The sequence below is a fragment of the Mesorhizobium sp. M1217 genome, assembly GCF_040318275.1.
In the GTDB taxonomy this organism is placed as follows: Bacteria; Pseudomonadota; Alphaproteobacteria; order Rhizobiales; family Rhizobiaceae; genus Mesorhizobium.
Map to the genome: position 1 here is coordinate 138,089 of NZ_JAMYMA010000012.1, position 25,419 is coordinate 163,507.

The window sequence follows — 25,419 nt, forward strand, 5'->3', positions numbered from 1 at the left end:
GCCGGCAGCCGGGAGGTAACCCGTGGTCAAGCTCAACAAGATCTACACCCGCACCGGCGACGATGGCACCACCGGCCTCGGTTCTGGTGAGCGGCGGCTGAAATCCGACCTTCGCATCGACGCCTACGGCACGGTCGACGAGGCAAATGCCTGCATCGGCATGGCTCGCATCCATACAGCGGCGGTAAATCCGGCGATCGATGCGATGCTCGGCCGCATCCAGAACGATCTTTTCGATCTCGGCGCCGATCTGGCAGTCCCCGATAATGGCAAGCCGCTCGACTACGAGCCGCTGCGCATCATCGCCTCGCAGACCGAGCGCATCGAACAGGACATCGACCTCCTCAACAAGGACCTTGAGCCGCTCAAATCCTTCGTGCTCAACGGCGGTACGCCGGCAGCGGCTGCCCTTCACCTCGCCCGCACGGTGGCCCGCCGCGCCGAGCGCATCATGGTGGCGCTGTCACAAGATCCAGACGAGCACGTCAACCGCGAGGCGATAAGATACATCAACCGTGTCTCGGACTTTCTGTTCGTCGCCGCACGCGCGGTCAATGACAATGGAAATGCCGACGTGCTATGGGTTCCCGGCAAGAACCGCTGAATCCGCCGGAAGCGGGAGAGGCCCGATGTTCATCCCGCTTTACGACACCAACCGGCTGCGGCACATCAAGCTGCAATATGTGACGATCAGCCTGATCGCGCTCAATGTGTTGATCTATTTTGTAACAACACTTGGCGGCGAGGACTTCGCCAACGCCGCGGTATTGGGCCTCGGCTTCATCCCGTCGGTTGTGCATGACAGCGTCGAGCTCGCTACGCAATTTGTCGTCATTCCGGAGAGCCTGAGCTATCTGACCTATTCCTTCCTGCACGCGGATATCTTCCACCTCGGCGGCAACATGCTGTTCCTGTGGGTGTTTGGCGACAATGTCGAGGATGCGCTCGGCCATGTCCGCTATCTCGTCTTCTACCTGCTTTGCGCCATTGCCGGCCTTTCTTCCAGGGCTTGGTGGCCTGGGATTCGCAAGTGCCGCTGATCGGCGCGTCGGGCGCCATCGCCGGTGTCGTCGCCGCCTATCTGATCCTTTATCCGCGGGTGAAGGTATGGGTGCTGGTCTTCGCCCGCATCCCGTTGCGCATCCCGGCCTTCATCCCGCTCATCCTGTGGATTCTGTTCCAGATCTTCATGTTTGCCCAGGGTGGCGAGGACCAGGTCTCCTGGGCCTGCCACATCGGCGGCATCATCGCCGGAGCCGTGCTGGTGCTTGTCTTGCGCAGCCGCGGCGTGCCGCTACTCGCCGGCGCCGACGAGGAGCCAGCCGTAGTCGCCGGGCCGGCGCCCATTGCCGTGGAGCCGCCGGCAAGCGATCTGCCGCCCGCCCAGCCGGCGCCGCGCTGGGGCCGGGGAAGCGTTTCCGGGCCGGACTGAACCGATTTGAATGCTTTGCCGAGGATCCGAGTGCGCCCGGGATATTGACGGGCGGGGTCGCCGCAACTACGGAAGCGCCACCCTACTGGCGTGGCGAGACCAGAATTCCGTCCGGAATGTCGGCTTTCGACAACTCTGAAGAGGTGCACGCTGCTATAGCGCGCCCGACGAGCGTGAAGAGACTATCGTGAAAGAGGTGACAGGCAAATGAAGATCCTTGTGCCCGTGAAGCGGGTTGTGGATGCAAACGTCAAGGTCCGGGTGAAGGCGGACGGTTCGGCGGTGGAACTCGCCAACGTCAAGATGGCGATGAACCCGTTCGACGAGATCGCGGTGGAAGAGGCGATCCGGCTGAAGGAAGCGGGCAAGGCCGAAGAGATCATCGTCGTGTCGATCGGGCCGCAGCAGGCACAGGAGACCTTGCGCACGGCGCTCGCCATGGGCGCCGACCGCGCCATCCTGGTCAAGACCGACGAGCAGACTGAGCCGCTGGGCGTCGCCAAGGTGCTGAAGGGGGTCGTAGAGGCAGAACAGCCCGGCCTGGTCATTCTCGGCAAGCAGGCGATCGACGATGATTCCAACCAGACCGGCCAGATGCTGGCTGCACTTCTCGGGTGGGCGCAGGGCACCTTCGCCTCCAAGATCGTGCTCGACGGTGACAAGGCCACGGTGACGCGCGAGGTCGATGGCGGCCTGCAGACGCTGGAACTGAAGATGCCGGCAATCGTCACGGCCGATTTGCGGCTGAACCAGCCACGCTACGCGTCGCTGCCCAACATCATGAAGGCCAAGAAGAAGCCGCTCGACGAGAAGAGCCCTGCCGACTACGGCGCCGACGTCAAGCCGCGGCTGAAAGTGATCAAGACCGAGGAGCCGGGCGGCCGCAAGGCGGGCGTTAAGGTCAAGAGCGTCGCCGAACTGGTAGACAAGCTGAAAAACGAAGCCGGCGTGCTGTAAGGCCAGGAAGGGACAACAAAAATGACAATTCTTCTGATTGCCGAACACGACAACGCGACGCTTTCCGACCAGACCGCGAAGGCGCTTTCCGCGGCGCTGCAGATCGGTTCGGACGTGCATGTGCTGGTTGCCGGCAAGGGCGCCAAGCCGGCAGCGGACGCCGCCGCCAAGCTCAAGGGCGTCACCAAGGTGCTGCTCGCCGACGCCGACGAACTGACCGAGCGTCTCGCCGAACCGCTGGCGGCGCTCGTCATTTCGCTTGCTGAGCCATACGACACGATCATTGCGCCGGCGACCTCGTCGGGCAAGAACGTCTCGCCGCGCGTCGCGGCCCTGCTCGATGTCGCCCAGATATCGGAAATCATCGAAGTCGTGTCGCCCGACATCTTCAAGCGGCCGATCTATGCCGGCAACGCCATCCAGACCGTGCAGTCGAGCGACGCCAAGAAGGTCATCACCGTGCGCACTGCTTCCTTTCAGGCAGCACCCGAGGGCGGTTCCGCGCCGGTCGAGACGGTTCAGGCGGCAGCCAATCCCGGCCTGTCGAGCTTTGTCGAGAACAAGCTGTCCGAGACCGACCGCCCGGAGCTGACCTCGGCCAGGATCATCATTTCGGGCGGCCGTGCGCTGGGCTCCTCCGAGAAGTTCCAGGAGGTCATCCTGCCGGTCGCAGACAAGCTCGGTGCGGCTGTCGGCGCATCTCGCGCCGCGGTCGATGCCGGCTATGCGCCGAACGACTGGCAGGTCGGCCAGACCGGCAAGGTGGTGGCGCCCGATCTTTATATTGCCGTCGGCATCTCCGGCGCCATCCAGCACCTTGCCGGCATGAAGGATTCAAAGGTCATCGTCGCCATCAACAAGGACGAGGAAGCGCCGATCTTCCAGGTCGCCGACTACGGCCTCGTCGGCGACCTCTTCGTCATTCTGCCGGAACTGCAAAAGGCGCTTTGACGCCCTCTGCCAAAGCGTATTAAATTCTGCGGGGTGGGGTAGACGAAGTCGCCCCGCCCTTTTAGTTTGCACTGCACAAAAAGCAGGCCGCAAAGGCCTTGACGGGATCGGGTAATGAGCAAGATCGAGACGATCGGCATCATCGGCGCGGGCCAGATGGGTGGCGGCATCGCCCATGTATCGGCGCTGGCGGGCTACAAGGTGCTGGTTTACGACATTTCGCCCGACCGCATCGAAAAGGGCATTGCTACGGTCAGCGGCAACATGGCCCGTCAGGTCGGCTCCGGCAAACTTGAGGAAAAGCTGCGCAACGAGGCGATGGCGCGCATTTCCGCGGCGCCGGCCATGGCCGACCTTGCGGGCGCCGATCTGGTGATCGAAGCGGCGACCGAAGACGAGACAGTCAAACGCAAGATCTATGCTCAGCTCTGCCCGCAGCTCAACCCCGAGGCCATCCTGGCGACGAACACCTCGTCGATCTCGATCACCCGGCTGGCTTCGCAGACCGACCGCCCGGAACGCTTCATCGGCATACATTTCATGAACCCGGTTCCGGTGATGAAGCTGGTCGAGCTGGTGCGCGGCATCGCCACCGAGGACCAGACCTTCGAGGCAGCAAAAACCTATGTGAAGCAGCTCGACAAGACGATCACCGTCTCGGAGGATTTCCCGGCCTTCATCGTCAACCGCATCCTGCTGCCGATGATCAACGAGGCGATCTACACGCTCTATGAAGGTGTCGGCTCGGTCGACGCCATCGATACCGCCATGAAGCTCGGCGCCAACCATCCGATGGGGCCGCTGCAGCTTGCCGACTTCATCGGGCTGGATACCTGCTTGTCGATCATGCAGGTGCTGCATGACGGCCTGTCGGATTCGAAATACCGCCCCTGCCCGCTGCTGGTCAAATATGTCGAGGCCGGTTGGCTCGGCCGCAAGACCGGGCGCGGCTTCTACGACTATCGCGGCGAGCATCCCGTTCCGACGCGCTGATCGCCACCGCTACCAGCGCACGAAAAGCCGTCCGCCGACCGCCCCGAGCGCGGCAAGGCCGGCGATCGCGATCGTATACCAGGTGCCGACGAAAAGCGGCGAATCGTCGAAGCAATGCGCTGCATAGAAGGTCGCCGCCAGCCCGCCGGCAAGCAGGCCCGCGGTCGCACCGGCAAGCACCGGCCTTGTTGGCGCGCCATGGCGCAGCACCGCGAGAAAGACGGCAAGCGGGCCGATGCCGATCAACGGAATGAAGGTCAGGCAGATGACCATGTTCGTGCCGACCAGGCGCGTGCCCCAGTCGGACACAGGCACGACGAGGAGTTCGAGAATCACGGCCATAATCACCAGCAGCGGCGCGGCGATCATCCAGCTCGCCGCCCGCCCTGACGATGCACCGGGCGTCGACAGCGCGCGGACGAGGGCAAAGGCGCTGACGGCTAGAGCAATCGTGAAGACGAATTTGGACAGGAACCGCATCGTGTGCATGGCAAATGCGATGTCGGGACGTGGGCCGATCGTCAGCCAGAAAACCGCGGCCGCGATCACGATGGCCGCGCCGGTTGCAAGCAACCAGGCGGCGCCCAGCGGCAGCGCCTTGCTGCGGACATCGGCATCGAGCGCCTTGATAAGATCTTCGGTCCTCATGCTATTCCCGCCCCGCCCCGAACCGTTTGGCAATGGCGGCAAGCCCGCGGTGTAGTGACACCCGCACAGCCGTCTCGCTGATGCCGAATTTCGCCGCCGTCTCGCCGATCGAACGGCCTTCGACCGACACGGCCGAGACGACCGAACGCTGCGCCGGCGACAGGCAGTCGAGTGCCCGGTTGACGTCGCGCTCGCTGATCGTCTCCGATTCCGGCTCGGCAAAGGTCTCGGCGATTTCGTCGATCTCGATCTCGATCCGCCGGCCGCGCCGCCGGAACGCATCGATCAGCTTGAAGCGGGCTATTGCATAAACCCAAGGCAGCACCGGCGCATCATGGCGCCAGGTATGTCGTTTCACATGAATGGCCAGCAAGGTTTCCTGCACGACGTCCTCGGGATCGACCCCGCCCTGCACGATCTTGCGCCGGGCAAAGCCACGAACGAGGGCGGCGATCCGGTGCAGAAAGTCGGCATAGGCCCTTTCGTCTCCGGCGATTGCGGCCCGCAGCAGCCGGGAAAGCTCGGCTTCGTCCTTGCCGCTCACAAGAGTTCACTCCCCGATATTCGCGTCTCGGCGCTGGTTTGTTACGTGGCCGGCGAAATAATGTCCAAGGCAAATTAGCTGGGCATCACGAAAGTTTGCTCCTTTTGAGCGATTGAGCGGGCCAGCAATGTTGACTGCGCTAGTCATGTATTGATAGGTGCAGCATACCAAGCCAAAGACCATCGAAATCGAGGACGATGCCATGAAATATGCTCTTTCCGCCCTTGCCGGTGCGACAGCACTTGCAATCAGCCTGATCGCCGGCCCGGCGTTAGCCGAGGACGAGGGCATCGTCGTCTACAACGCCCAGCACGAAAACCTGACCAAGGCCTGGGCGGAAGGATTCACCAAGGAAACCGGCATCAAGGTCACCGTCCGGAACGGCGGCGACAGCGATTTCTCCAATCAGATCGTTGCTGAGGGGTCCTCTTCGCCAGCTGATGTGTTCCTGACGGAAAACTCACCGGCCATGGTGCTGGTCGAGACAGCCGGCCTGTTCGCGCCGGTCAACGCCGAGACGCTGGCCCAGGTTCCGCAGGAGTACCAGCCGGCGAGCGGCAAATGGGTCGGCGTTGCCGCGCGCAGCACCGTCTTTGCCTACAACAAGACCAAGCTGACCGCCGACCAGCTGCCCAAATCGCTGCTCGATCTCGCCGATCCGAGCTGGAAGGGCCGTTGGGCCGCTTCGCCCTCCGGCGCCGATTTCCAGGCGATCGTCAGCGCCTTGCTGCAGCTCAAGGGTGAGACTGCCACGGCCGACTGGCTGAAGGCGATGAAAGAGAATTTTACCGCCTACAAGGGCAACAGCACGGTGATGAAGGCGGTCAATGCCGGCGAGGTCGAAGGCGGCGTGATCTATCACTACTACTACTACGGCGATCAGGCCAAGACCGGCGAGAACAGCAAGAATGTCGAGTTGCACTATTTCAAGCACGAGGACCCCGGCGCTTTCGTCTCGGTTTCCGGCGGCGGTGTGCTGGCCTCGAGCAAGCACCCGAAGGAAGCCCAGGCTTTCCTGAAATGGGTCACCGGCAAGGGCGGCCAGGACGTGCTGAAAACCGGCGATTCGTTCGAATACGCAGTCGGCAAGGGCGCCGAGTCCAATCCGAAGCTGGTGCCGCTGGCCGATCTGCAGGCGCCGAAAGTCGACCCGACGGCGCTGAACTCGAAAAAGGTGACCGACCTGATGACGGCGGCCGGCTTGCTTTAGCCGGCGTTCGTCCTAAAAGGGCAACCGACTGCGCTCCTGTGGGAATTCGCTTTCCGCGGGAGCGCTCTGTTTTCAAAATGGCATTTGCCCATGACCACAAGCTGCTCGCCACATTGTCGGCCGCCGATCGTTTCCGCCTCCGGGCGGACCCGGCGCAACGTCTGATCTGATGCAGTCTGCGATCGATCTCGCACCTTCAGGCTTGCCGGCCGACACCACGGCCGTGCGGGCACGTCGTTGGTCGGTCTCATGGATTGCGTTGGCTGCCGTCTTTGTCTCGCTTTTCGCGCTGCTGCCGCTTGCCTTCATCGTCTGGGTGGCGGTGCAGACCGGCTGGGAAACGGTGGCGGCGCTGGTGTTCAGGCCGCGCGTCGGCGAGCTTCTGGTCAACACCAGCCTGTTGGTGGTGCTGGCGGTGCCGATCTCGATCGTGCTGTCGGTGGCGCTGGCTTGGCTGACGGAGCGCAGCGATCTGCCGGGTGCCCGCTTATGGGCCTGGCTCTCGGTGGCGCCGCTCGCCATTCCCGCCTTCGTCCACAGTTACGCCTGGATCACCATGGTGCCCAGACTGCACGGCCTGTGGGCTGGCGTGCTTGTGTCCGTCATCGCCTATTTCCCGTTCCTCTATCTGCCGGTGGCGGCAGCTTTGCGCCGGCTCGATCCGGCTCTCGAAGATGCAGCGGCAGCCCTCGGGCTCGGCCCGTGGCGGGTGTTTCGGCGTGTCGTACTGCCGCAGCTCAGGCTCGCCATCTGCGGCGGCTCCCTGCTGGTCGGCCTGCACCTCCTGGCCGAATACGGGCTCTACGTGTTCATCCGCTTTGACACCTTCACCACGGCGATCGTCGATCAGTTCCAGTCGACCTTCAACGGCCCGGCCGCCAACATGCTGGCCGGCGTGCTGGTGACCTGCTGTTTCGTGCTGCTCGGGCTGGAGGTGCTGGTGCGCGGCGAGGAACGCTATGCCCGCGTCGGCTCGGGCGCCGCGCGCCACCAGCAGCGCACGAGCCTGGGGCGCGCCACCATCCCTTGCCTGCTGCTGCCCGCTGTCACCACGCTGCTGGCGCTGGGCGTGCCGTTCGTCACCATCGGCCGCTGGCTACTGGCTGGCGGCGCCGATGTCTGGCGGCTCGACGAGATCGGCCTGGCGCTCAGCCAGACACTGTTCCTGGCGATAGCCGGCGCGCTGCTCGCTACCGTCGCGGCAATGCCGATGGCGTGGATTTCGATCCGCGCGCCGGGGCGGCTGCAACGCGTCCTGGAAGGCTGCAACTATATCGTCGGCGCGTTGCCCGGCGTCGTCATCGCGCTGGCGCTGGTCACCATCACCGTGCGTATCGCCATGCCGCTCTACCAGACCTTGTTCACCATCCTGGTCGCCTATGCGCTGATGTTCCTGCCGCGCGCCCTGATAAGCCTCAGGGCGTCAATCGCACAGGCGCCGGTCGAGCTCGAACGCGCCGCCTCCAACCTCGGCCGGTCGCCGCTCAAGGCACTGTGGTCGACGACGATCCGCCTGTCGGCGCCGGGCGCCGCGGCCGGCATGGCATTGGTCGCGCTCGGCATCATGAACGAGTTGACCGCAACCCAGATGCTGGCACCCAACGGCACCCGCACGCTGGCGATGGCGTTCTGGTCCTATAGCGGCGAGATCGACTATGCGTCGGCGGCGCCTTATGCCCTGATCATGGTGGCGATGTCGCTGCCTTTGACCTGGCTGCTCTACGTCCAGTCGAAGCGGATGGCCGGGCGATGAGCTTTCTCGAGCTGAGCGGCATCCACAAGCACTACGGCCCGGTGGCAGCACTTGCCGGCGTCGACCTCAGCGTGGCCAGCGGCAGCCGAACGGCGATCGTCGGGCCATCCGGTTGTGGCAAGACCACCTTGCTGCGGCTGATCGCCGGCTTCGAGGCGCCGGACCAGGGCCGCATCGTGCTCGATGGCGAGGTGCTGGCCGATGGCGACACGGCCGTGCCGGCGCATCGCCGCGGCATCGGGCTGGTGGCGCAGGACGGCGCTCTGTTCCCGCATCTGAGCATCGCCGCCAATATCGGGTTCGGCATGGGCCGTCACGAGGAAAAGCGGAGCGAGCGCATCGCCGAGCTCGCCTATGTCGTCGGGCTGGACAAAGGGATCCTGAAGCGCCGCCCGCACGAACTCTCCGGCGGCCAGCAGCAGCGCGTCGCGCTCGCCCGCGCCATGGCCATGAAGCCGCGGCTGATGCTGCTCGACGAGCCGTTCTCGGCGCTCGACACCGGCCTGCGCGCCTCAATGCGCAAGGCCGTGGCCGAGCTCCTCGAAACGGCCGGCATCACCACCATCCTGGTCACCCATGATCAGGCCGAGGCGCTGTCATTCGCCAGCCAGGTCGCGGTGATGCGCGACGGCAAATTCTCGCAGGTCGGCACGCCGCGCGAGCTCTATTTCAAGCCGAAGGACCGGATGATCGCCGAGTTCCTCGGTGACGCCATCGTCCTGCCGGCCAGGATCGCCGATGGCGTTGCCACCTCGCCGCTCGGCCGCATTGCCGTCGACAGCACGGAGCGGCGCGACGTCGCCCGCATCATGCTACGGCCGGAGCAGGTGCTGCTGAAACGGACATCGCGTGAAGGCATGTCCGGCACGCCGGACATGCTGTTCGGCGAGGTGACGGAATCCGAATTCGCCGGCTCGATGTGCACGATCGCGGTGCGTCTCTTGAACAGCCCCGATCCGCCCGATGCTGCCGCCATCGGCAACACGCCGTTGATCCTGCGCAAGCCGGGCATGGACGCGCCGGCGATCGGCGAGATCGTCCGGCTGACCGTGTCTGGCAAGGCGCATGTGTTTGCCTGAACGGTTTGCACGAAGCCAACCTCAATCGACCCGTTTACCGGCCTGATCGAACCAGTGCAGCTTTTCAGACCTCGCCACGACGCGCAATTGGTCGCCTGGCTTGGCGCTGGCGCGGCCTGAGACGCGCACGACGATACGGCTGCCGGCTGCCGCGCAGTGGAGAAAGCTTTCGGCACCGACCGGCTCGACTGCTTCCACTGTCGCCGGCAACGCAAGCGCGCCGGCCGGCGCCTCTGCCGCGAAGGTGATATCGGCATCCTCCGGACGAAAGCCGAGTGTCACCGCCTTGCTTTGTCCAGGCGCCGAGCCAATCACCGTCCCGTCCGTCAGTACCGAGCCTGGAGAGGCCCCTGTGAGGGCCAGCAGATTCATCGGCGGCGCGCCGATGAAGGAAGCAACGAAGGTCGAGGCCGGCTTCTCGTACACGTCGAGCGGCGCGCCGATCTGCTCGACCAGGCCGGCGTTCATGACGACAAGGATGTCGGCCAGCGTCATCGCCTCAAGTTGGTCGTGGGTGACATAGACCGAGGTGACGCCAAGCGAGCGCTGCAAATTCTTGATCTCGACGCGCATCTGCCCGCGCAATTTCGCATCGAGGTTGGACAGCGGTTCGTCGAACAGGAAGACCTTCGGGTTGCGCACGATGGCGCGGCCCATGGCGACACGCTGGCGCTGACCGCCGGAAAGCTCGCGCGGGCGCCGGTCGAGCAGCCCCGAAAGCTCCAGCACCTTGGCAGTCGAGCGTACCCTGCTGTCGATCTCGTCCTTCGGCGTGCCGCGGTTGCGCAGGCCATAGGCCATGTTGTCGTAGACCTTCATATGCGGGTAGAGCGCATAGTTCTGGAACACCATGGCGATGTCGCGCTCGGTCGGGCCAATGGCGTTGACCACCTTGCCGTCGATGGCGACTGTACCGGCCGAAATCGTCTCGAGCCCGGCGATCATCCTCAGCAGCGTGGACTTGCCGCAGCCGGAGGGGCCGACCAGCACGCAAAGCTCCTTGTCGGGAATGGCGATGGAAACGCCCTTCACGGCCTCGACGCCGCCGGGATAGATCTTCTTGACATCCTTCAGATCGACGGTCGCCATCGGCTTCTCACTTTTCGGATTCGACCAGGCCGCGCACGAACCAGCGTTGCATCAGCACCACGACCAGGATCGGCGGCACGATGGCCAGTATCGCGGTGACCATGACCAGGTGCCATTGGGTGTCGGCATCTGCGAAGGAAACCATCTTTCGCAGCGCGATGACGATGGTGTTCATGTCGTTGCTGTTGGTGACGAGCAGCGGCCAAAGATACTGCGTCCAGCCGTAGATGAAGAGGATCACGAACAGCGCGGCGATGTTTGTCCGCGACAGCGGTACCAGAATATCGAAAAAGAAGCGCCATGGACCGGCACCGTCGACACGCGCCGCCTCGACCAGTTCGCCCGGGATGGTCATGAAGAACTGGCGAAACAGCAGCGTTGCGGTGGCCGAGGCGATCAGCGGGATAATCAGGCCGGCATAGGTGTCGATCATGCCGAGATCGACCATCACCTTGTAGGTCGGCAGAATGCGCACCTCGACCGGAAGCATCAAGGTGATGAAGATCAGCCAGAAGAAGGTCATGCGCAGCGGAAAGCGGAAGAACACGATCGCGTAGGCCGACAGGATCGAGATGAAGATCTTTCCCACCGCGACGCCGAGCGCCATGATCGTGGTGTTGAGGAGCAGTCTGCCGACGCTGATACCGCCGATACGACCGATGCCGCCGAACAGCGCCTCGCTGTAATTGTTCCATAGCTGGTCGCCGGGCAACAGCGGCAGCGGCGGCCTGAGGATCGTTTGCAGCGTGTGCGTCGAGGCAACGAAGGTGTAGTAGATCGGAAAAACCACGATCAATATGCCAAGGATAAGCACGGCATGGGCGATGACGGTGCGGAGCGGGGATTGGCCGATCATCGCTGCCCTCAGCCGTAATGGACTTTGCGTTCCACATAGCGGAACTGGATGGCTGTGAGCGCGATGACGATGGCCATCAGGATGACCGACTGCGCCGCCGAGTCACCCAGGATCAGATTGACGAAGCCGTCATTGTAGACCTTGTAGACCAGCGTCTCGGTCGTCTTGCCCGGGCCGCCCCCGGTGACGGCATGAACGATGCCGAACGTGTCGAACAGGGCATAGACGGTGTTGACGACCAGCAGGAAAAAGGTTGTCGGCGCAAGCAGCGGGAAGACGATGGTCCAGAAGCGCTTGGTCTCGCCGGCGCCATCCATGGCCGCCGCCTCGATCAGCGTTTTCGGCACCGCCTGCAGGCCGGCGACGAAGAACAGGAAATTGTAACTGATCTGCTTCCAGGCAGCCGCCGACACCAGCAGGATCATGGCGTGGGTGCCGTTGAGCAGCGGGTCCCATGCGATGCCGAGGCTTCTCAGCAAATAGGCCAACGAGCCGATCGAAGGATTGAACAAGAAAAGCCACAGCATGCCGGCAATCGCCGGCGCGACGGCATAAGGCCATATCAACAGTGTGCGGTAGAGGCCTTTGCCGCGCACGGCCTTCTCGGCCATGACCGCGAGCAGCAGGGCCACAACCATGGCAACGATCGCGGTCGCAAGCGAGAACACCACGGTGACCTTGATCGAGTTGAGGTAGGCCGGATCGGCCAGCACCTTCCGGAAATTGGCAAACCAGACAAACCTGCTCTTCAGCCCGAACGGGTCTTGCCTGAGCATCGACTGGTAAAGCGCCTGACCGGCCGGCCAGTAGAAGAAAACCAGGGTGATGGCGAGTTGTGGCGCCACCAGCAGGTACGGCAGGATCTTGTTGGGAAATACGACGCGTGGAGACAGGCTGATTTCCCTCACTATCCAGGTGTCGCCAACGCGAGCTCGCGTGGGCGATATTTCAACCGACTAACGCATGTCGCCCAAAAGTGCGCAGCGGTTTTGGGATAACGACATGCATAAGAACAAGAGCTTAAAGCGCGTCGCATGTGGCCATTCAAACGCGACGCGCTTTAACCGAGATAATCTCGTCAGTTCTCCAGCGCTTCCTTGATCGCGGCGTTGCCGCGTGTGACCGCATTGTCGAGCGCCTGCTGAGCGGTTTGCTGGCCGGCCAGCATCTTCTCCAACTCCTCATTCTGGATATCACGCACCTGCGGCAGATTCGGCAGGCGCACGCCCTTCGAGTTGTCGGTCGGCGCCTTGCCCGTCATCTGCAGGATGGGTGTCTCGCGGCCGGGGTTTTTGTCATAGAAGCCTGATTTCTTGGTCGCCTCATACGCGGCGAGCGTCACAGGCAGATATCCCGACTTCTGGTGCAGATATTTCTGCACATCGGTCTTGGACAGATAGGCAAAGAAGGCGGCAACACCCTTATATTCCTCGTCCGACTTGTTGCCGAACACCCACAGGCTGGCACCGCCCGGCGTGGTGTTCTGTGGTGCGCCCTTGGCGTCGCTATCGTAAGGAAGCTGGCCGATGCCATAGTTCATGCCGGACTTGACGATATCGCCGAGGCCGCCCGACGATTCGGTGAAGATGCCGCATTCGCCAGCGAGGAATATCTGCTTGGCTTCGGAGGTGCGACCGCCATACTTGAACGTGCCGTCCTTGGCCAGGTCCGCGAGCGCCTGGAAGTGGTTGACGAAAATTGGCGCATTGATCTTGAGTTCGACATCGCCGCCGGCCAGGCCGTTCTGCTGAGTGGCCCAAGGCACGTCATTCCACGCCGCGAAATTCTCCAGATGGATCCAGGTCAGCCAGGTCGAGGTATAGCCGCAAGGGGCGGCGCCGCTCGTCTTGATCTTCCTGGCAGCTTCCCACACCTCGTTCCAGGTCTTGGGCGGGCTGTTCACGTCGAGGCCTGCCTTCTGGAAAATGTCCTTGTTGTAGTAGAGGATCGGCGACGAGGAGTTGTAAGGGAACGACAGCATGGTGCCGTCCGGCTTCGAATAATAGCCGACGATGCCGGGCAGATACTGGCTCTTGTCAAAGGTCATCCCGGCACTGGTCAGCACATCGGCCGCCGGCTTGATCGCACCCTCGGCCGCCATCATCACGCCGGTGCCGACGTCGAACACCTGGAGGATATCGGGCGCCTGGCCGGCGCGGAAAGCGGCGATGCCGGCATTCAGCGTCTCCGGATAGGTGCCCTTGAACACCGGAACGAGCTCATAGTCGCTCTGGCTGGCGTTGAAATCCTTGGAGATCTTGGCTACGACCTCGGCGTTGGCGCCGGTCATGGCGTGCCACCAGCTGATCTGCGTGACGGCGAAGGCGGAGGTGGTGGAAAGCAGGGTCAAGGTGGCGGCGACACCGGCCGCGAAGCCGAAGAACTTCATGTTTCATCTCCCGTTTGTCATTGGCGAAAGGGGCACTCTCGCAAAGCCAATATGTGGCGCTGATGACAATCGGACAACGGTTTTGTTGCGGGTCAATGAACATCGCTTCCGGCTAAAGTGCGCTCGCTACCGAAAGCGTCGCCAGGAACTACATCACCGCCTTCTCGGCGGAGCGCATCGGTTTTCCCCCGAAAAGGCCCGCCTCATGGCCCGCGGGTTAACCATTCGTTATAATCTCCAAGAGCTAATCAGTCACACCTCCCCTGTTATTTGGCAGACCGAGTGAACCCAGGATGCTGACGGTCTATAATTGTATTGTAAGTCAGCACGACCTGAGACTGGTCGCACTTGCCGCCCTCGTCTGCGGCATTTCTTGCTTCTCTGCAGTAAATCTCCTTAAGCACATCGGCCGATCGACCAACCGAAACCGGCTTGTCTGGCTAATGATCGCCGCAACTTCGACCGGGTTCGGCATATGGGCGACGCATTTCATCGCCATGACTGCGTTTACGCCGGGAATACCAAACGCATATAATCCGGGATTATCCGCCTTTTCGCTTGCCGCCGCCGTCATCCTGACCGCGCTTGGGATGTGGGTTGCCACCTTGCGCCGCGGCATCGACCATTTCCTCGTCGGCGGTGCCATTCTCGGTGGCGCCATCGCGACGATGCACTATATCGGCATGGCGGCGTTCGAGGTCGAGGGCCGGATCGTATGGAACCTGCTCCTTGTCGCGATATCGCTTCTGGCCGGCGGGACGCTCGCGGCAATGGCGCTCCTTGTCGTCTTGCGCCGCCCGTCCGCGCTCGCAACACTTGGTGGCGCCGCGCTTTTGACGCTGGCGATTTGCAGCTTGCATTTCATCGCGATGGGCGCGGTGTCGATCATTCCGGATTCCTCGATTGAAATATCCGAACATTCCATCGAGCCCATTTCCCAGGCCTTTGCCGCAGCGGTCGCCAGCCTGGTAATCCTTGTGCTGTCAGGCGCCGCGCTGTGGATCGACCTGCGCTTTCGCCGGCAGAGGCTCGAGGCCGATCGCATGCACGATCTCGCCAATGCCGCGGTCGAAGGGCTGATCGTTTGCGATGGCACACGCATAGTCAGCGCCAATGACAGCATGGCGAAACTGACGGGCACGGCGACAGCCACCCTGAACACGATGCAACTCGGCGAGCTGTTCGATGGACAGAGCGCAGCCGATGTATCCAGCTTCGGCGAACAGGCACAAGAAACGAAATTGAGGGGCAGCGACGGCACGAGAATTCCTGTCGAGCTGATCGCCAGGAAGATCGCCTACTGCGGCAGGCCTCATACGGTGCTTGCCGTTCGCGACATCCGTGAGCGCAAGAAGGCGGAAGAAGAGATCCTCCGTCTCGCGCATTTCGATCCACTTACCGGACTTGCCAATCGGCGGAGCTTTTCTTCCCGGCTCGAAGCAGAAATCGCTTCGATGGAGCGTGGCAGCAAGGATGGATATCTGGCGCTCCTGCTGCTTGACCTCGACCGGTTCAAGCAAGTCAACGACCTCTACGGCCACAGCGCCGGTGACGCCATGCTGCAGAAGCTGGCGCACTGCATTTCCGGCATTCCGCGCCACGGACAGATGCTCGCGCGTCTCGGCGGCGACGAGTTTGCCGTATTAGCTCCGAACCTCCCCGACCCCCTGGCCGCAGGCCGCATAGCCGAGGACTTGCTGGCGGCGATCCGGGAGGAAAACAGGGTTTCAGTCGGCTCCGGCCTTGTTTCGGCCAGCATCGGCATCGCCTTCTTTCCGCTGGATGCCGAAGATCAGGCCGGCCTGATCGGCCATGCCGACACGGCACTCCATCGCGCCAAGACCGAGGGCAGGGACACGTATCGTTTTTTCGAGATAGCCATGGGCACCGCGGCCCGCGACAAGCGCGTGATGGAGCATGAACTGCGCCAGGCGATCGCCCGCAAGGAGTTCCACCTCGTCTACCAGCCGCAGAAGGAAATCCGCAGCGGCAAGATGATCGGCTTCGAAGCCCTGGTCCGTTGGCAGCATCCGGAGCGGGGCGACATTTCCCCGGCCGTTTTCATCCCCGTGGCCGAGGACAGCGGCGCCATCGCGCAGATCGGCGACTGGGTGCTGACGACGGCTTGTAACGATGCAGTTCGCTGGACAAATCCGCTGATGGTCGCCGTCAACGTCTCCGCCGTGCAGCTTCACAATCCGAACTTCAGCCGCAAGGTGCACGACGCACTGGCGAGATCCGGCCTCGCACCCGGCAGGCTCGAACTGGAGATCACCGAAACGGCCCTAGTGAAGGACATGCCCCGCGCATTGGCAACCTTGAGGCAGGTCAAGGCGCTTGGCGTGCATGTGGCGATGGACGATTTTGGCACCGGATATTCTTCGCTGTCCAACCTTAGCGCCTTTCCCTTCGACAAGATCAAGATCGACGGGTCGTTCATCAAATCGGTCGATAAGAACGGCCAGTTCGCGGCGATCGTCCGCGCCGTGCTGGGGCTTGGACGCGGTCTCGGGCTGCCGGTCCTGGCGGAGGGCATCGAGACGCCGGGCGAATTGCAGTTCCTTGACGCCGAGGCTTGCGAGATCGGGCAAGGCTATTACCTCGGCAAACCGGCTCCGATCGAGACATTCGGCGAGTTGACGGGCGTCACGGCTCCGGCAGTCCGCGCCGCCAGCCGGCGCGGCGCAAGCATCGCCGTGCTCAAGCCGCGCCTGCGCACGGTCTGAGCCTATCCCGGCTGAAGCGCTGCCTCGACCAGACGCTTGGCATCCGGCCCTGACCATTCGGCCGGGCCGTTCATATGGGCGATCAGGCAGCCTTGCCCATCGATCAGCATGGTGACCGGCAGACCGAGCGCCAGGCCGCGCGTCTTGACGTCGTTGAACAGTGCCATGGTGGCATCGCGATAATAGCCGAGCGCCTTGACGCCGGTGTCCTCGAGGAACTTCTTCGGCTTGGTATCGTCGCCGGCATCGACGTTGACTGCAACAACCTGAAACGCGTCGCTGCCCATCTCCTTCTGCAGTGCATCGAGCGCCGGCATTTCGGCGCGGCAAGGTGCGCACCATGTTGCCCACAGATTGAGCAGCACCGTCTTGCCGGCATGATCGGCGATCGTCGTCGGCTTGCCGTCGGGGCCGTTGAAGGCGAGGCTTTTCAGCGATTGCGGCGGATCCGCCGGCAAAAGCGCGGCGACTTGACCGGTAGCGGCCGCGGCGATCTTCTTGGCATGGTCGGTCTTGGCGGCGCAGGCGACGTCGTCCTTGCCGCCGCCGGCGGCCACTTGCGCGGGCGCGTTGTTGCCAGAACCGCTTTCCCTGACATATACCGCGACCGCGCCGGCCAGCACGCCCGCAACCAAAGCGGCGAGGATGAGACGCAAAGCCGGGAAAAATCTATTGCCGTCTGCCATTTTTCAAAAACTGCTCCGGAGCACGGGTTATAGCGATGAGCGACAAGAAGGCCAGCAACCAGATGTGGGGCGGACGTTTTGCCTCGGGTCCGGCCGCAATCATGGAAGCGATCAACGCGTCGATCTCGTTCGACCGCAAACTCTATGCCCAGGACATTCGCGGCTCGATCGCCCATAGCGAGATGCTGGCGCAAACGGGCATTATTTCGGCGGCCGATCAAGAAAAAATCAGTCACGGGCTGAACACGATCCTGGCAGAGATCGGGGCCGGCACATTCGAGTTCTCGACCAGGCTGGAAGACATCCACATGAATGTCGAGGCCCGCCTCGCCGATTTGATCGGCCCTGCCGCCGGCCGCCTGCACACTGCCCGCTCGCGCAACGACCAGGTGGCGGTCGACCTCAGGCTCTGGGTCAAAGACGAGTGCTTTCGTGTCGCCGAGGCGCTGAAAGGCCTGATCACAGCGTTCCTCGCCCGGGCCGAGGAGCATGCGGCAACGGTGATGCCGGGCTTCACCCACATGCAAGCGGCGCAGCCGGTGACCTTCGGCCACCACTGCATGGCCTATGTCGAGATGTTTGCGCGCGACCTGTCGCGCGTCCGCGATGCGATCGAACGGATGGACGAAAGCCCGCTCGGTGCGGCCGCCCTTGCCGGCACCAGCTTTCCGATCGACCGGCACCAGACGGCAACGGCGCTTGGTTTTCGCGAACCGATGCGCAATTCGCTCGACAGCGTTTCGGACCGCGATTTCGCGCTGGAATTCTTGGGGCTGGCGGCGATCTGCGCGACACATCTGTCGCGGCTGGCCGAAGAGATCATCATCTGGTCGACGCCGCAATTCGGTTTCGTCAGGCTGTCGGATAGCTTCTCGACGGGTTCGTCGATCATGCCGCAGAAGAAGAACCCCGACGCCGCCGAACTGGTGCGCGGCAAGACCGGCCGTGTCACCGGCCATCTGGTCGGCCTGCTGACGGTAATGAAGGGCATGCCGCTGACCTATGGCAAGGACATGCAGGAAGACAAGGAATCCGTCTTCGACGCGGCAGAGACGCTCGACCTGATGCTGGCGGCGATGACCGGCATGGTGCGCGACATGACGGTGAACACTGCCGCGATGAAAAAGGCGGCCGGCGCCGGCTATTCGACTGCGACCGACCTCGCCGACTGGCTGGTACGCACGCTCGGCCTGCCGTTCCGCGAGGCGCACCATATCACTGGCCGGGCGGTGGCGCTGGCCGAGGACAAGAAGGTCGGGCTCGACAGGCTTTCGCTGCAGGATTTGCAGTCCATTCACCTCGGTATCAGCGCCGACGTGTTTTCGGTTCTGGCCGTGCAGAATTCTGTAAAGAGCCGCACAAGCTTCGGCGGCACCGCGCCGTCCGAGGTGCGCAAGCAGATCCGCTACTGGAAAAAGCGGCTAGCCAAGGCGTAAGACGCGGGGTGCAATGGCCGCAAAACTCGGATAGAAGCGCTGCGGGCAACAGTTTCGGACGGATGACGCGATGACCGGAAGCAGGATTTTGGTGACGCTGACGCTGCTAGCGGCGATGGCGACCGTTGCGGCCTGCGGCAGGAAGGCTGCGCTCGATACGCCCTACGCGGCAGCCGTGCAGGCGCGCAAGGACGCCGAGAAGGCCAAGCAACCTTTGCCGCCGGAGCCGGAAAAACCTGTCGAGGACAAGAAATTCATCCTCGACCCGCTGCTCTGATTTTCGGACCGATCTCGTGAACCATTTCGACTACCGCGACGGCGTACTGCATGCCGAGGACGTGGCGATATCAGATATCGCCGCCAGTGTCGGCACGCCGTTTTATTGCTATTCGACGGCGACGCTGACCAGGCATTTTCGCGTCTTTGCCGAAGCTTTTGCCGGGCTCGACGCGCTCGTCTGCTATGCCATGAAGGCGAATTCCAACCAGGCTGTGCTGAAGGTGCTGGCAAGGCTTGGCGCCGGCGCCGACGTGGTCTCGGAAGGCGAACTGCGCCGCGCTTTGGCTGCCGGCATTCCGGCAAGCAAGATCCTGTTTTCAGGCGTCGGCAAGACCGCGCGCGAAATGGATTTTGCGCTCTCGGCCGGCATTCTCTGTTTCAACGTCGAATCCGAACCGGAGCTGGAGCTGCTGTCGGCCCGCGCCACCGCGCTGGGCAAGATCGCGCCGATCTCGCTGCGCATCAACCCGGATGTCGACGCCAGGACGCACAAGAAGATTTCGACTGGGAAGGCCGAGAACAAGTTCGGCATTCCCTGGCAGCAGGCGCGGAAGGTTTATGCCCGCGCGGCTGAGTTGCCGGGCATCAGGATCACCGGCATAGATACCCATATCGGCAGCCAGATCACCGAATTGCAGCCCTTCGACGACGCCTTCGCGCTGCTGGTGGAACTGGTCGGCGCGTTGCGTGCCGACGGGCATGCCATTGAGCATATCGATGTCGGTGGTGGCCTCGGCATTCCCTACCGCGTCGACAACAACCCGCCGCCTTTGCCCGAAGCCTATGCCCAGATCGTCAGTAAGCATGTCGCCAAGCTCGGGCTGAAAGTGATGTTCGAGCCGGGCCGGCTGATCGTCGGCAATGCCGGCATCCTGGTCTCGGAGGTCATCTTCGTGAAAGAGGGCGACGCCAAGAACTTCCTCGTCGTCGACGCCGCGATGAACGATCTGATCCGGCCGACCCTTTACGACGCCTTCCACGACATCAGGCCGGTGGTGCAGCAGCCGGTCGCGGCACCGCGCATGAAGGTCGACGTCGTCGGCCCGGTCTGCGAGACCGGCGACTATCTCGGGCTCGACCGTGACCTGCCCAGGCTGAAAGCCGGCGACCTGATCGCTGTCGCCACCGCCGGCGCCTATGGCGCCGTCCAGGCCGGCACCTACAACACCAGGCCGCTGGTGCCGGAAGTGCTGGTCGACGGCGACCGCTTCCACATCGTGCGCCCGCGCCAGACCTATGACGAATTGATCGGGCTGGATTCGGTGCCTGATTGGTTGACCTGAGAGATACCTTGCAGCGCTACAGCCGGTGCTGGATGAGCGCCCTGGCCTCGGCGATCCTGTCCTCGTTCCGGCGATAGAATATCCACTGCTTGATACGCTTGCTGCGCAAAAGCCCTGCCTGGGTGAGCACGCGCATATGCTCGCTGAGCGTCGCCTGCGTGATCCCCAGCTTTTCCGCGATCAGCAGCGCGCAGACCCCGTCCTCGACCAGATCACCGTCCGCCTGCGGCGGAAAATGCGCGCGCGGGTCCTTGAGCCAATCGAGGATCTGCAGTCTGCGCTCGCTGGCAATCGCTTTGAAGACGTCGACCTCTTGCATTTAGGCACTTTGCCAAGTTACTAAGTAATGTCAACTCTGAATGTCAACTCTGGGAGTGAAGCATGCTGCATGGCCACACGATCACCCGCGAGCGCATTGCGGCGATGGAACCCCGCATCCGGCCCTTCGTGCGCCACACGCCGGTGCTGCGCGTCGACATGGCCGATTTCGGCCGCCCGCCTCTGCCTGTCGACCTGAAGCTCGAATGCCTGCAGCATTCCGGCTCGTTCAAGGCGCGTGGCGCGTTCACCAATCTCCTCGAACGGCCGGTTCCCGCAGTTGGCGTCGTCGCCGCATCGGGCGGCAACCACGGCGCCGCGGTCGCCTATGCCGCCATGCGGCTCGGCCATAAGGCGACCATCTTTGTTCCCGAAGTGAGCCCGCCGGCCAAGCTGGGCCGCATCCGCGGCTACGGCGCCGAGCTGATCGTCGGCGGCGCCCGTTATGCCGAGGCGCTGGCCGCCAGCGAGAGCTTCGCCGAAAAATCCGGCGCGCTGCAGATCCACGCCTTCAACCAGGAGGAGACGCTGGTCGGGCAAGGCACGCTGGGCCTCGAGATCGAGGCCGACCTGCCGAAGCTCGACACGCTGCTGGTCGCTGTCGGCGGCGGCGGCTTGATCGGCGGCATCGCCGCTTGGTTTTCCGGCCGCATCAGGATCATTGCCGTCGAGCCAGAGGGTGCGCCGACGCTACACCGCGCTTTCGAGGCGGGCCGGCCTGTCGATGCCCCAACCGAGGGCATCGCCGCCGATTCGCTCGCGCCGAAGCGTGTCGGCGAAATGATGTTTCCTATCGCCGAGGCGTTCGTCGAGCGCTCGATCCTCGTCGGCGACGACGACATTATCGCCGCCCAGGCGGCGCTGTGGGACCGGGTGCGAATCATCTCCGAGCCGGGCGGTGCGGCGGCCTTCGCGGCGCTCCTGTCCGGCCGCTACAGGCCGGCTGTGGGCGAGCGCGTTGCCGTTCTGGTCTGCGGCGCAAACGCCAATCCAGCGAAATTTTGACAATATCCGGGGCATTATTGTTCACGTTTTGGGGAACCGCCTCGCCTTCGCCGTGTTTGTTGGTATCCTTAGGGCGACGTGCAGCCGCCTGAATGCACGACGTATGCGCTAAGATTTTGGGTCTTCGCATCGTGCTTCCCGAAAATCGACTTTTCGGGCCCATGCGATAGACTCGTGAGGTCCGGGCTATCCCGCCCGGCCAGGAAGGGCCGATGACGCAACGACCCGTCTTTACCAGCGATCGCAGCCTGGCCGGGCGCCTTGCCTTGAGCCGGCTGGCGACGCAGGTCTCGATAATCGTCGAGCGCGGCTGGCCGTTGCTGCTGCCGCTGATCATCGTCGCCAGCCTGTTTCTCAGTATCTCGTGGCTCGGTCTGTTCCCGCTTTTGCCCGATTTAGTGCGATTCGGTCTCATCACGGCATTCGGCGTCGCAGCGCTTGCCGCACTCTATCCATTGCGTTTCTTCCGCACGCCATCCAGTGCCGAGGTCGACCGCCGCATCGAGGCGGCCAACCGGTTGCTGCACAGCCCGGTGCAGGTCCAGACCGATCGCCCGAGCGGCAAGGAAAGCATTTTTTCGCGAGCCCTGTGGCGCGAGCATCAGCGGCGCATGGCGGACCGGCTGGGCGAGCTTGGCGGCGACGTGCCGCGCACGCGCGTCCCCGAGCATGACCCGTGGGCGTTGCGCGCCGTTGCGGCGCTTTTGTTGGTCACCGCCTTTGCCTTCTCCTTCGGGCCGTCGGGTGGCAAGCTGAGTGACGGGTTTGTTGCCCGTGCCGCGCGCGACGTCGTGCCGCCGCGCATTGATGCCTGGGTGACGCCACCGGCCTATACCGGCAGGCCACCAGTATTCCTCAACGCCCCTGTCCTTGCCAACAATGCCAATCAAGCGGCGCCGACCTTCACCGTTCCGGAGGGCAGCGACGTGTCGCTGCGCGTCACGGGCGGTTCGGGCGAGGAAACGCTGAGCTACGCCGACGCCGGCGGCAACACCCGCGCCATCGATCCGACCGGGCCGCAAGCCAAGCCAGAGGCAAATACTGCAACGCCATCCACCGTGCGCCAGTTCAGCGGCAAGTTGACGGCCGACGGCATGCTGACGCTGCAATCCGGCGACGGCGAGCTCGGCCGCTGGGCCTTCGCCATAATCCCCGACAAGCCGCCGCAGATCCGCTTTGTCGGCGAGCCGAAACGCGCCGTCAACGGCGCCTTCGAGCTCAACTACCAGATCGACGACGACTATGGCGCGGCCTCCGCCAAGGTGGTTTTCGCATTGGCCGATCCGCAGGTGCCCAACGCGCATCCGCTCTATGGCCCGCCGGAAATGCCGCTGACGTTGCCGCGCCGCGGCGGCAAGGCTAATGCCGCCAAAACGACGAAGGATCTGACCGACCATGTCTGGGCCGGTGGCAACGTCAAGCTGTCGCTTGTCGCCACCGACGGCGCCGGACACACGGCGACCAGCGAAACCAAGACGCTGGTGATGCCGGAGCGGCCATTCTCCAACCCCTTGGCGCGGGCCGTGGTCGAGCAGCGCCGCATACTGGCGCTCGATGCCTATGCCAAGGACCGCGTGCTCGACCTGATGGATGCGATCACGCTCAGGCCGGAAGACACGTTCGACAATATGGCGCACTACCTCGCCATCATGAGTGCCCGCACCCGGCTGAAGATGGCCGACAGCGACGACCAGTTGCGCGACGAGGTCGCTTACCTCTGGGAGATCGCGCTCGGCATCGAGGAAGGCAATCTGTCAGCGGCCGAGAAGCGGCTGCGCCAGGCGCAGCAGGCGCTGCAGGATGCGATCAAGAACGGCGCCAGCGACCAAGAGATCGAGAAGGCGATGAAGGAACTGCGCGAGGCGATGGACCAGTTCCTGCAGGAATTCGCGGCGCGGGCGCAGCAGAATCCGAATGCGCCGCAGATGCAGCAGAACGGCCAGGAGCTGCGCCAGAGCGACATCGACCGCATGATGGACCAGATCGAGAACCTGGCAAAATCCGGCAATCGCGACCAGGCGCAGCAATTGCTGTCGGAGCTGCAGGACATGATGAACAATCTGCAGGCAGGCCGCCAGCAGCAAGGCGGCCAGCAGGACAGCGAGATGCGCCAGCAGATGGACAAGCTGGGCGAGATCATGCGGCGCCAGCAGGAGATGATGAACGACACCTTCCGTATGGACCAGATGCAGCGCGGCCAGCAACAGCGCGGGCAGAACCGCGACGAGCAACTCGGCGAGAACGGTGAGCAAGGCCCGATGGGCGAAGAGGGCAAGCCCAGCCCGGGCGACGACCGCGATCCGCTCGGCCGGCCGAAGCCGATGACGCCGCAGGAATTTGCCGATGCGCTGAAGCAATTGCAGGAAGGCCAGGGCAAGCTGCAGAGCGAGCTCGATCAATTGAGGAAGGGCCTCGAAGGCATGGGCCTCGACCCCAATGAGGGGTTTGGCGAAGCCGGCAAATCCATGGGCAATGCCGAACAGGCGCTCGGCGAGGGCGAGGGCGACCAAGCCGTCGGCCACCAGGGCCGCGCATTGGAAGCCTTGCGCAGGGGCGCCAAGGATATGATGAAGCAATTGCAAGCGATGCAAGGCGACCAGGGCGGCAACGGGCAGGGCGGACGCCAGCAGAATGCCGACCGTGACCCGCTCGGGCGGCCCCGCACCAGCGAGGGTCCCGATGACGGAAGTTCGGTGAGAGTGCCTGACGAGATCGACGTGCAGCGCGCGCGCCAGATCCTCGAGGCAATCCGCAAGCGGCTCGGCAACGCGCTCAGCCCCGATATCGAGCGCAGCTATCTGGAGCGGTTGCTGGAGCTGAAGTAAGGCTGCACTCTACATTTTTGGAAGATCGCCGTGCGCGGTCCTCCGTGGTGGCAGCTATCGCCGGACCGAGCGACGTGTTTAACGGTTGGTGAACGCCTCGCGGATCGCCTCTTCCATGCCGTCGATCGCCTCGCCGGAAGCGTTCGGATTGCGCCGCAGCACTACGTTCGAGGAATCGATGTCGCCGAAGCCGTCGGCGGCCGTAAGTTCGCGGCAGCCGGCCGGAATGTTGCTGCGCGAGATCGGCGCAATCGCCAGCCCGGAGGTGACGGCGAGCCGCAGGCCGCCATTGGTATCGCTGGTGTAGGCGACACGATAGGCGAGACCGCGCTGTTCCAGCGACTTTATCGCGAAATCCTTGCACCAGCCGGCGCGGTTGTAGAGCGCGATCGGCACCGGCCGGTCCTCATGCATGTGATGCAGCTCCGACGTCACCCATACGGTCGGATCATGCATCAGCACCTCACCGCCCGAGAGATCCTGCCATTCGAACACCACCGCCAGATCGAGCTCGCCGGCGGCGAGCGCCGCGATCTGCGCACCGGAATGCGCGTAGCGGACGGTGATGTCGACCTGAGGATGGCGCTTGGCAAAGGCACCGAGCGCGCGCGACAGGATCGCGTGGCCATATTCCTCCGGGATACCAATGCGCACCGGCCCGCCAAGCGGCGCCGCGACCATCGATGCCGCCGTCTCGTCGAGCAGCGAAACGATGCGCCTGGCGTTGGCGATGAGCTCGCCGCCGCGCCGCGTCAGCGCCACACCACGCGAGCCGCGCTCGAACAGGCTGTCGCCGACCATGCTTTCGAGCTTCTTCATCTGCATCGAGACCGCCGACTGGGTGCGGCCGGCCCGCTCCGCCGCCTTGGTGAAATTGCCGGTGTCGGCGACCGCGACGAAGGTGCGCAAGAGGTCGCTGTCGAGATTGGGTCGCATGTGCCCGCCATAAGAAAATCTGAT

At 63.5% G+C, this 25,419-nt stretch carries 22 protein-coding genes and 1 pseudogene; 14 read left to right on the forward strand and 9 right to left on the reverse strand.

The window, feature by feature from the left end; translation table 11 throughout:
• The first annotated feature begins 22 nt into the window (after positions 1–22).
• The 5 genes and pseudogenes from NKH37_RS21065 to NKH37_RS21085 all read left to right on the forward strand — a co-directional run bounded on the left by NKH37_RS21065 (position 23) and on the right by NKH37_RS21085 (position 4,333).
• The gene (locus NKH37_RS21065; protein ID WP_023721070.1) at positions 23–604 is read left to right on the forward strand and encodes a cob(I)yrinic acid a,c-diamide adenosyltransferase; all 582 of its coding nucleotides are present in this window, start codon (positions 23–25) and stop codon (positions 602–604) included.
• Positions 605–629: 25 nt separating this feature from the next.
• Positions 630–1,432 (forward strand): annotated as a pseudogene (locus tag NKH37_RS21070) (rhomboid family intramembrane serine protease).
• A gap of 207 nt (positions 1,433–1,639) precedes the next feature.
• A complete protein-coding gene (locus NKH37_RS21075; RefSeq protein WP_023677947.1) occupies positions 1,640–2,389 on the forward strand; it encodes an electron transfer flavoprotein subunit beta/FixA family protein in 750 nt (249 codons plus the stop codon).
• Between the two features lie 21 nt (positions 2,390–2,410).
• A complete protein-coding gene (locus tag NKH37_RS21080) occupies positions 2,411–3,340 on the forward strand; it encodes an electron transfer flavoprotein subunit alpha/FixB family protein (protein ID WP_023721072.1) in 930 nt (309 codons plus the stop codon).
• Positions 3,341–3,454: 114 nt separating this feature from the next.
• Positions 3,455–4,333 carry a 3-hydroxybutyryl-CoA dehydrogenase gene (locus tag NKH37_RS21085; protein WP_023721073.1) on the forward strand — a complete coding sequence of 293 codons (879 nt, stop codon included), beginning with the start codon at positions 3,455–3,457 and terminating at the stop codon, positions 4,331–4,333.
• 9 nt (positions 4,334–4,342) lie between these two features.
• On the opposite strand, the gene NKH37_RS21090 is transcribed toward NKH37_RS21085, so the two are convergent.
• Together NKH37_RS21090 and NKH37_RS21095 are read right to left on the reverse strand one after the other, a co-directional pair.
• On the reverse strand, positions 4,343–4,981 hold the full coding sequence (locus NKH37_RS21090) for an NrsF family protein (RefSeq protein ID WP_353006100.1): 639 nt from the start codon (positions 4,979–4,981) through the stop codon (positions 4,343–4,345).
• A 1-nt stretch (position 4,982) separates the two neighbouring features.
• Positions 4,983–5,525 carry a sigma-70 family RNA polymerase sigma factor gene (locus tag NKH37_RS21095; protein ID WP_352483526.1) on the reverse strand — a complete coding sequence of 181 codons (543 nt, stop codon included), beginning with the start codon at positions 5,523–5,525 and terminating at the stop codon, positions 4,983–4,985.
• Positions 5,526–5,727: 202 nt separating this feature from the next.
• On the opposite strand from NKH37_RS21095, the gene NKH37_RS21100 reads away from it, so the two are divergent.
• The 3 genes from NKH37_RS21100 (at position 5,728) to NKH37_RS21110 (ending at position 9,567) form a co-directional block, all read left to right on the forward strand.
• Positions 5,728–6,735, forward strand: coding sequence for an iron ABC transporter substrate-binding protein (locus NKH37_RS21100; RefSeq protein ID WP_352483525.1), 1,008 nt, complete (start codon positions 5,728–5,730; stop codon positions 6,733–6,735).
• 169 nt (positions 6,736–6,904) lie between these two features.
• A complete protein-coding gene (locus NKH37_RS21105) occupies positions 6,905–8,488 on the forward strand; it encodes an ABC transporter permease (RefSeq protein ID WP_352641365.1) in 1,584 nt (527 codons plus the stop codon).
• Positions 8,485–9,567, forward strand: coding sequence for an ABC transporter ATP-binding protein (locus tag NKH37_RS21110; protein WP_023721080.1), 1,083 nt, complete (start codon positions 8,485–8,487; stop codon positions 9,565–9,567). The genes NKH37_RS21105 and NKH37_RS21110 overlap by 4 nt, the downstream gene beginning before the upstream one ends.
• 21 nt (positions 9,568–9,588) lie before the next feature.
• Here NKH37_RS21110 and NKH37_RS21115 read toward each other — a convergent pair whose 3' ends face one another.
• The 4 genes from NKH37_RS21115 to ugpB all read right to left on the reverse strand — a co-directional run bounded on the left by NKH37_RS21115 (position 9,589) and on the right by ugpB (position 13,901).
• Complete coding sequence (locus NKH37_RS21115) at positions 9,589–10,656, reverse strand: sn-glycerol-3-phosphate import ATP-binding protein UgpC (protein ID WP_353006101.1); 1,068 nt, start codon at positions 10,654–10,656, stop codon at positions 9,589–9,591.
• 7 nt (positions 10,657–10,663) lie between these two features.
• Complete coding sequence (ugpE, locus tag NKH37_RS21120) at positions 10,664–11,512, reverse strand: sn-glycerol-3-phosphate ABC transporter permease UgpE (RefSeq protein ID WP_353006102.1); 849 nt, start codon at positions 11,510–11,512, stop codon at positions 10,664–10,666.
• A gap of 8 nt (positions 11,513–11,520) precedes the next feature.
• The gene (gene ugpA, locus NKH37_RS21125) at positions 11,521–12,405 is read right to left on the reverse strand and encodes a sn-glycerol-3-phosphate ABC transporter permease UgpA (RefSeq protein WP_352483564.1); all 885 of its coding nucleotides are present in this window, start codon (positions 12,403–12,405) and stop codon (positions 11,521–11,523) included.
• Positions 12,406–12,590: 185 nt separating this feature from the next.
• Complete coding sequence (ugpB, locus tag NKH37_RS21130) at positions 12,591–13,901, reverse strand: sn-glycerol-3-phosphate ABC transporter substrate-binding protein UgpB (protein ID WP_352641359.1); 1,311 nt, start codon at positions 13,899–13,901, stop codon at positions 12,591–12,593.
• A 293-nt stretch (positions 13,902–14,194) separates the two neighbouring features.
• Here ugpB and NKH37_RS21135 point away from each other — a divergent pair, with 293 nt between their 5' ends.
• Positions 14,195–16,627, forward strand: a complete 2,433-nt coding sequence (locus NKH37_RS21135) for a bifunctional diguanylate cyclase/phosphodiesterase (RefSeq protein WP_353041311.1) — start codon at positions 14,195–14,197, stop codon at positions 16,625–16,627.
• 2 nt (positions 16,628–16,629) lie between these two features.
• On the opposite strand, the gene tlpA is transcribed toward NKH37_RS21135, so the two are convergent.
• Positions 16,630–17,313, reverse strand: coding sequence for a thiol:disulfide interchange protein TlpA (tlpA, locus tag NKH37_RS21140; RefSeq protein ID WP_352641354.1), 684 nt, complete (start codon positions 17,311–17,313; stop codon positions 16,630–16,632).
• A 35-nt stretch (positions 17,314–17,348) separates the two neighbouring features.
• Here tlpA and argH point away from each other — a divergent pair, with 35 nt between their 5' ends.
• From argH to lysA, 3 genes are all read left to right on the forward strand, one after another.
• Positions 17,349–18,749 (forward strand): argininosuccinate lyase, encoded by a 1,401-nt coding sequence (gene argH, locus NKH37_RS21145; protein WP_352495613.1) that lies wholly within the window; start codon positions 17,349–17,351, stop codon positions 18,747–18,749.
• Between the two features lie 70 nt (positions 18,750–18,819).
• The gene (locus tag NKH37_RS21150; RefSeq protein WP_023677931.1) at positions 18,820–19,026 is read left to right on the forward strand and encodes a hypothetical protein; all 207 of its coding nucleotides are present in this window, start codon (positions 18,820–18,822) and stop codon (positions 19,024–19,026) included.
• A gap of 16 nt (positions 19,027–19,042) precedes the next feature.
• Complete coding sequence (gene lysA, locus NKH37_RS21155; RefSeq protein WP_352591122.1) at positions 19,043–20,311, forward strand: diaminopimelate decarboxylase; 1,269 nt, start codon at positions 19,043–19,045, stop codon at positions 20,309–20,311.
• A 16-nt stretch (positions 20,312–20,327) separates the two neighbouring features.
• On the opposite strand, the gene NKH37_RS21160 is transcribed toward lysA, so the two are convergent.
• A complete protein-coding gene (locus NKH37_RS21160) occupies positions 20,328–20,630 on the reverse strand; it encodes an ArsR/SmtB family transcription factor (protein ID WP_352483516.1) in 303 nt (100 codons plus the stop codon).
• Between the two features lie 62 nt (positions 20,631–20,692).
• Here NKH37_RS21160 and NKH37_RS21165 point away from each other — a divergent pair, with 62 nt between their 5' ends.
• On the forward strand, positions 20,693–21,634 hold the full coding sequence (locus tag NKH37_RS21165) for a threonine/serine dehydratase (protein WP_023721089.1): 942 nt from the start codon (positions 20,693–20,695) through the stop codon (positions 21,632–21,634).
• Between the two features lie 212 nt (positions 21,635–21,846).
• Entirely contained in the window at positions 21,847–24,459 is a 2,613-nt protein-coding gene (locus NKH37_RS21170; RefSeq protein WP_353006103.1) for a TIGR02302 family protein, read from the forward strand.
• Between the two features lie 78 nt (positions 24,460–24,537).
• On the opposite strand, the gene NKH37_RS21175 is transcribed toward NKH37_RS21170, so the two are convergent.
• Positions 24,538–25,395 carry a LysR substrate-binding domain-containing protein gene (locus NKH37_RS21175; RefSeq protein ID WP_023721091.1) on the reverse strand — a complete coding sequence of 286 codons (858 nt, stop codon included), beginning with the start codon at positions 25,393–25,395 and terminating at the stop codon, positions 24,538–24,540.
• Between the last annotated feature and the right edge of the window lie 24 nt (positions 25,396–25,419).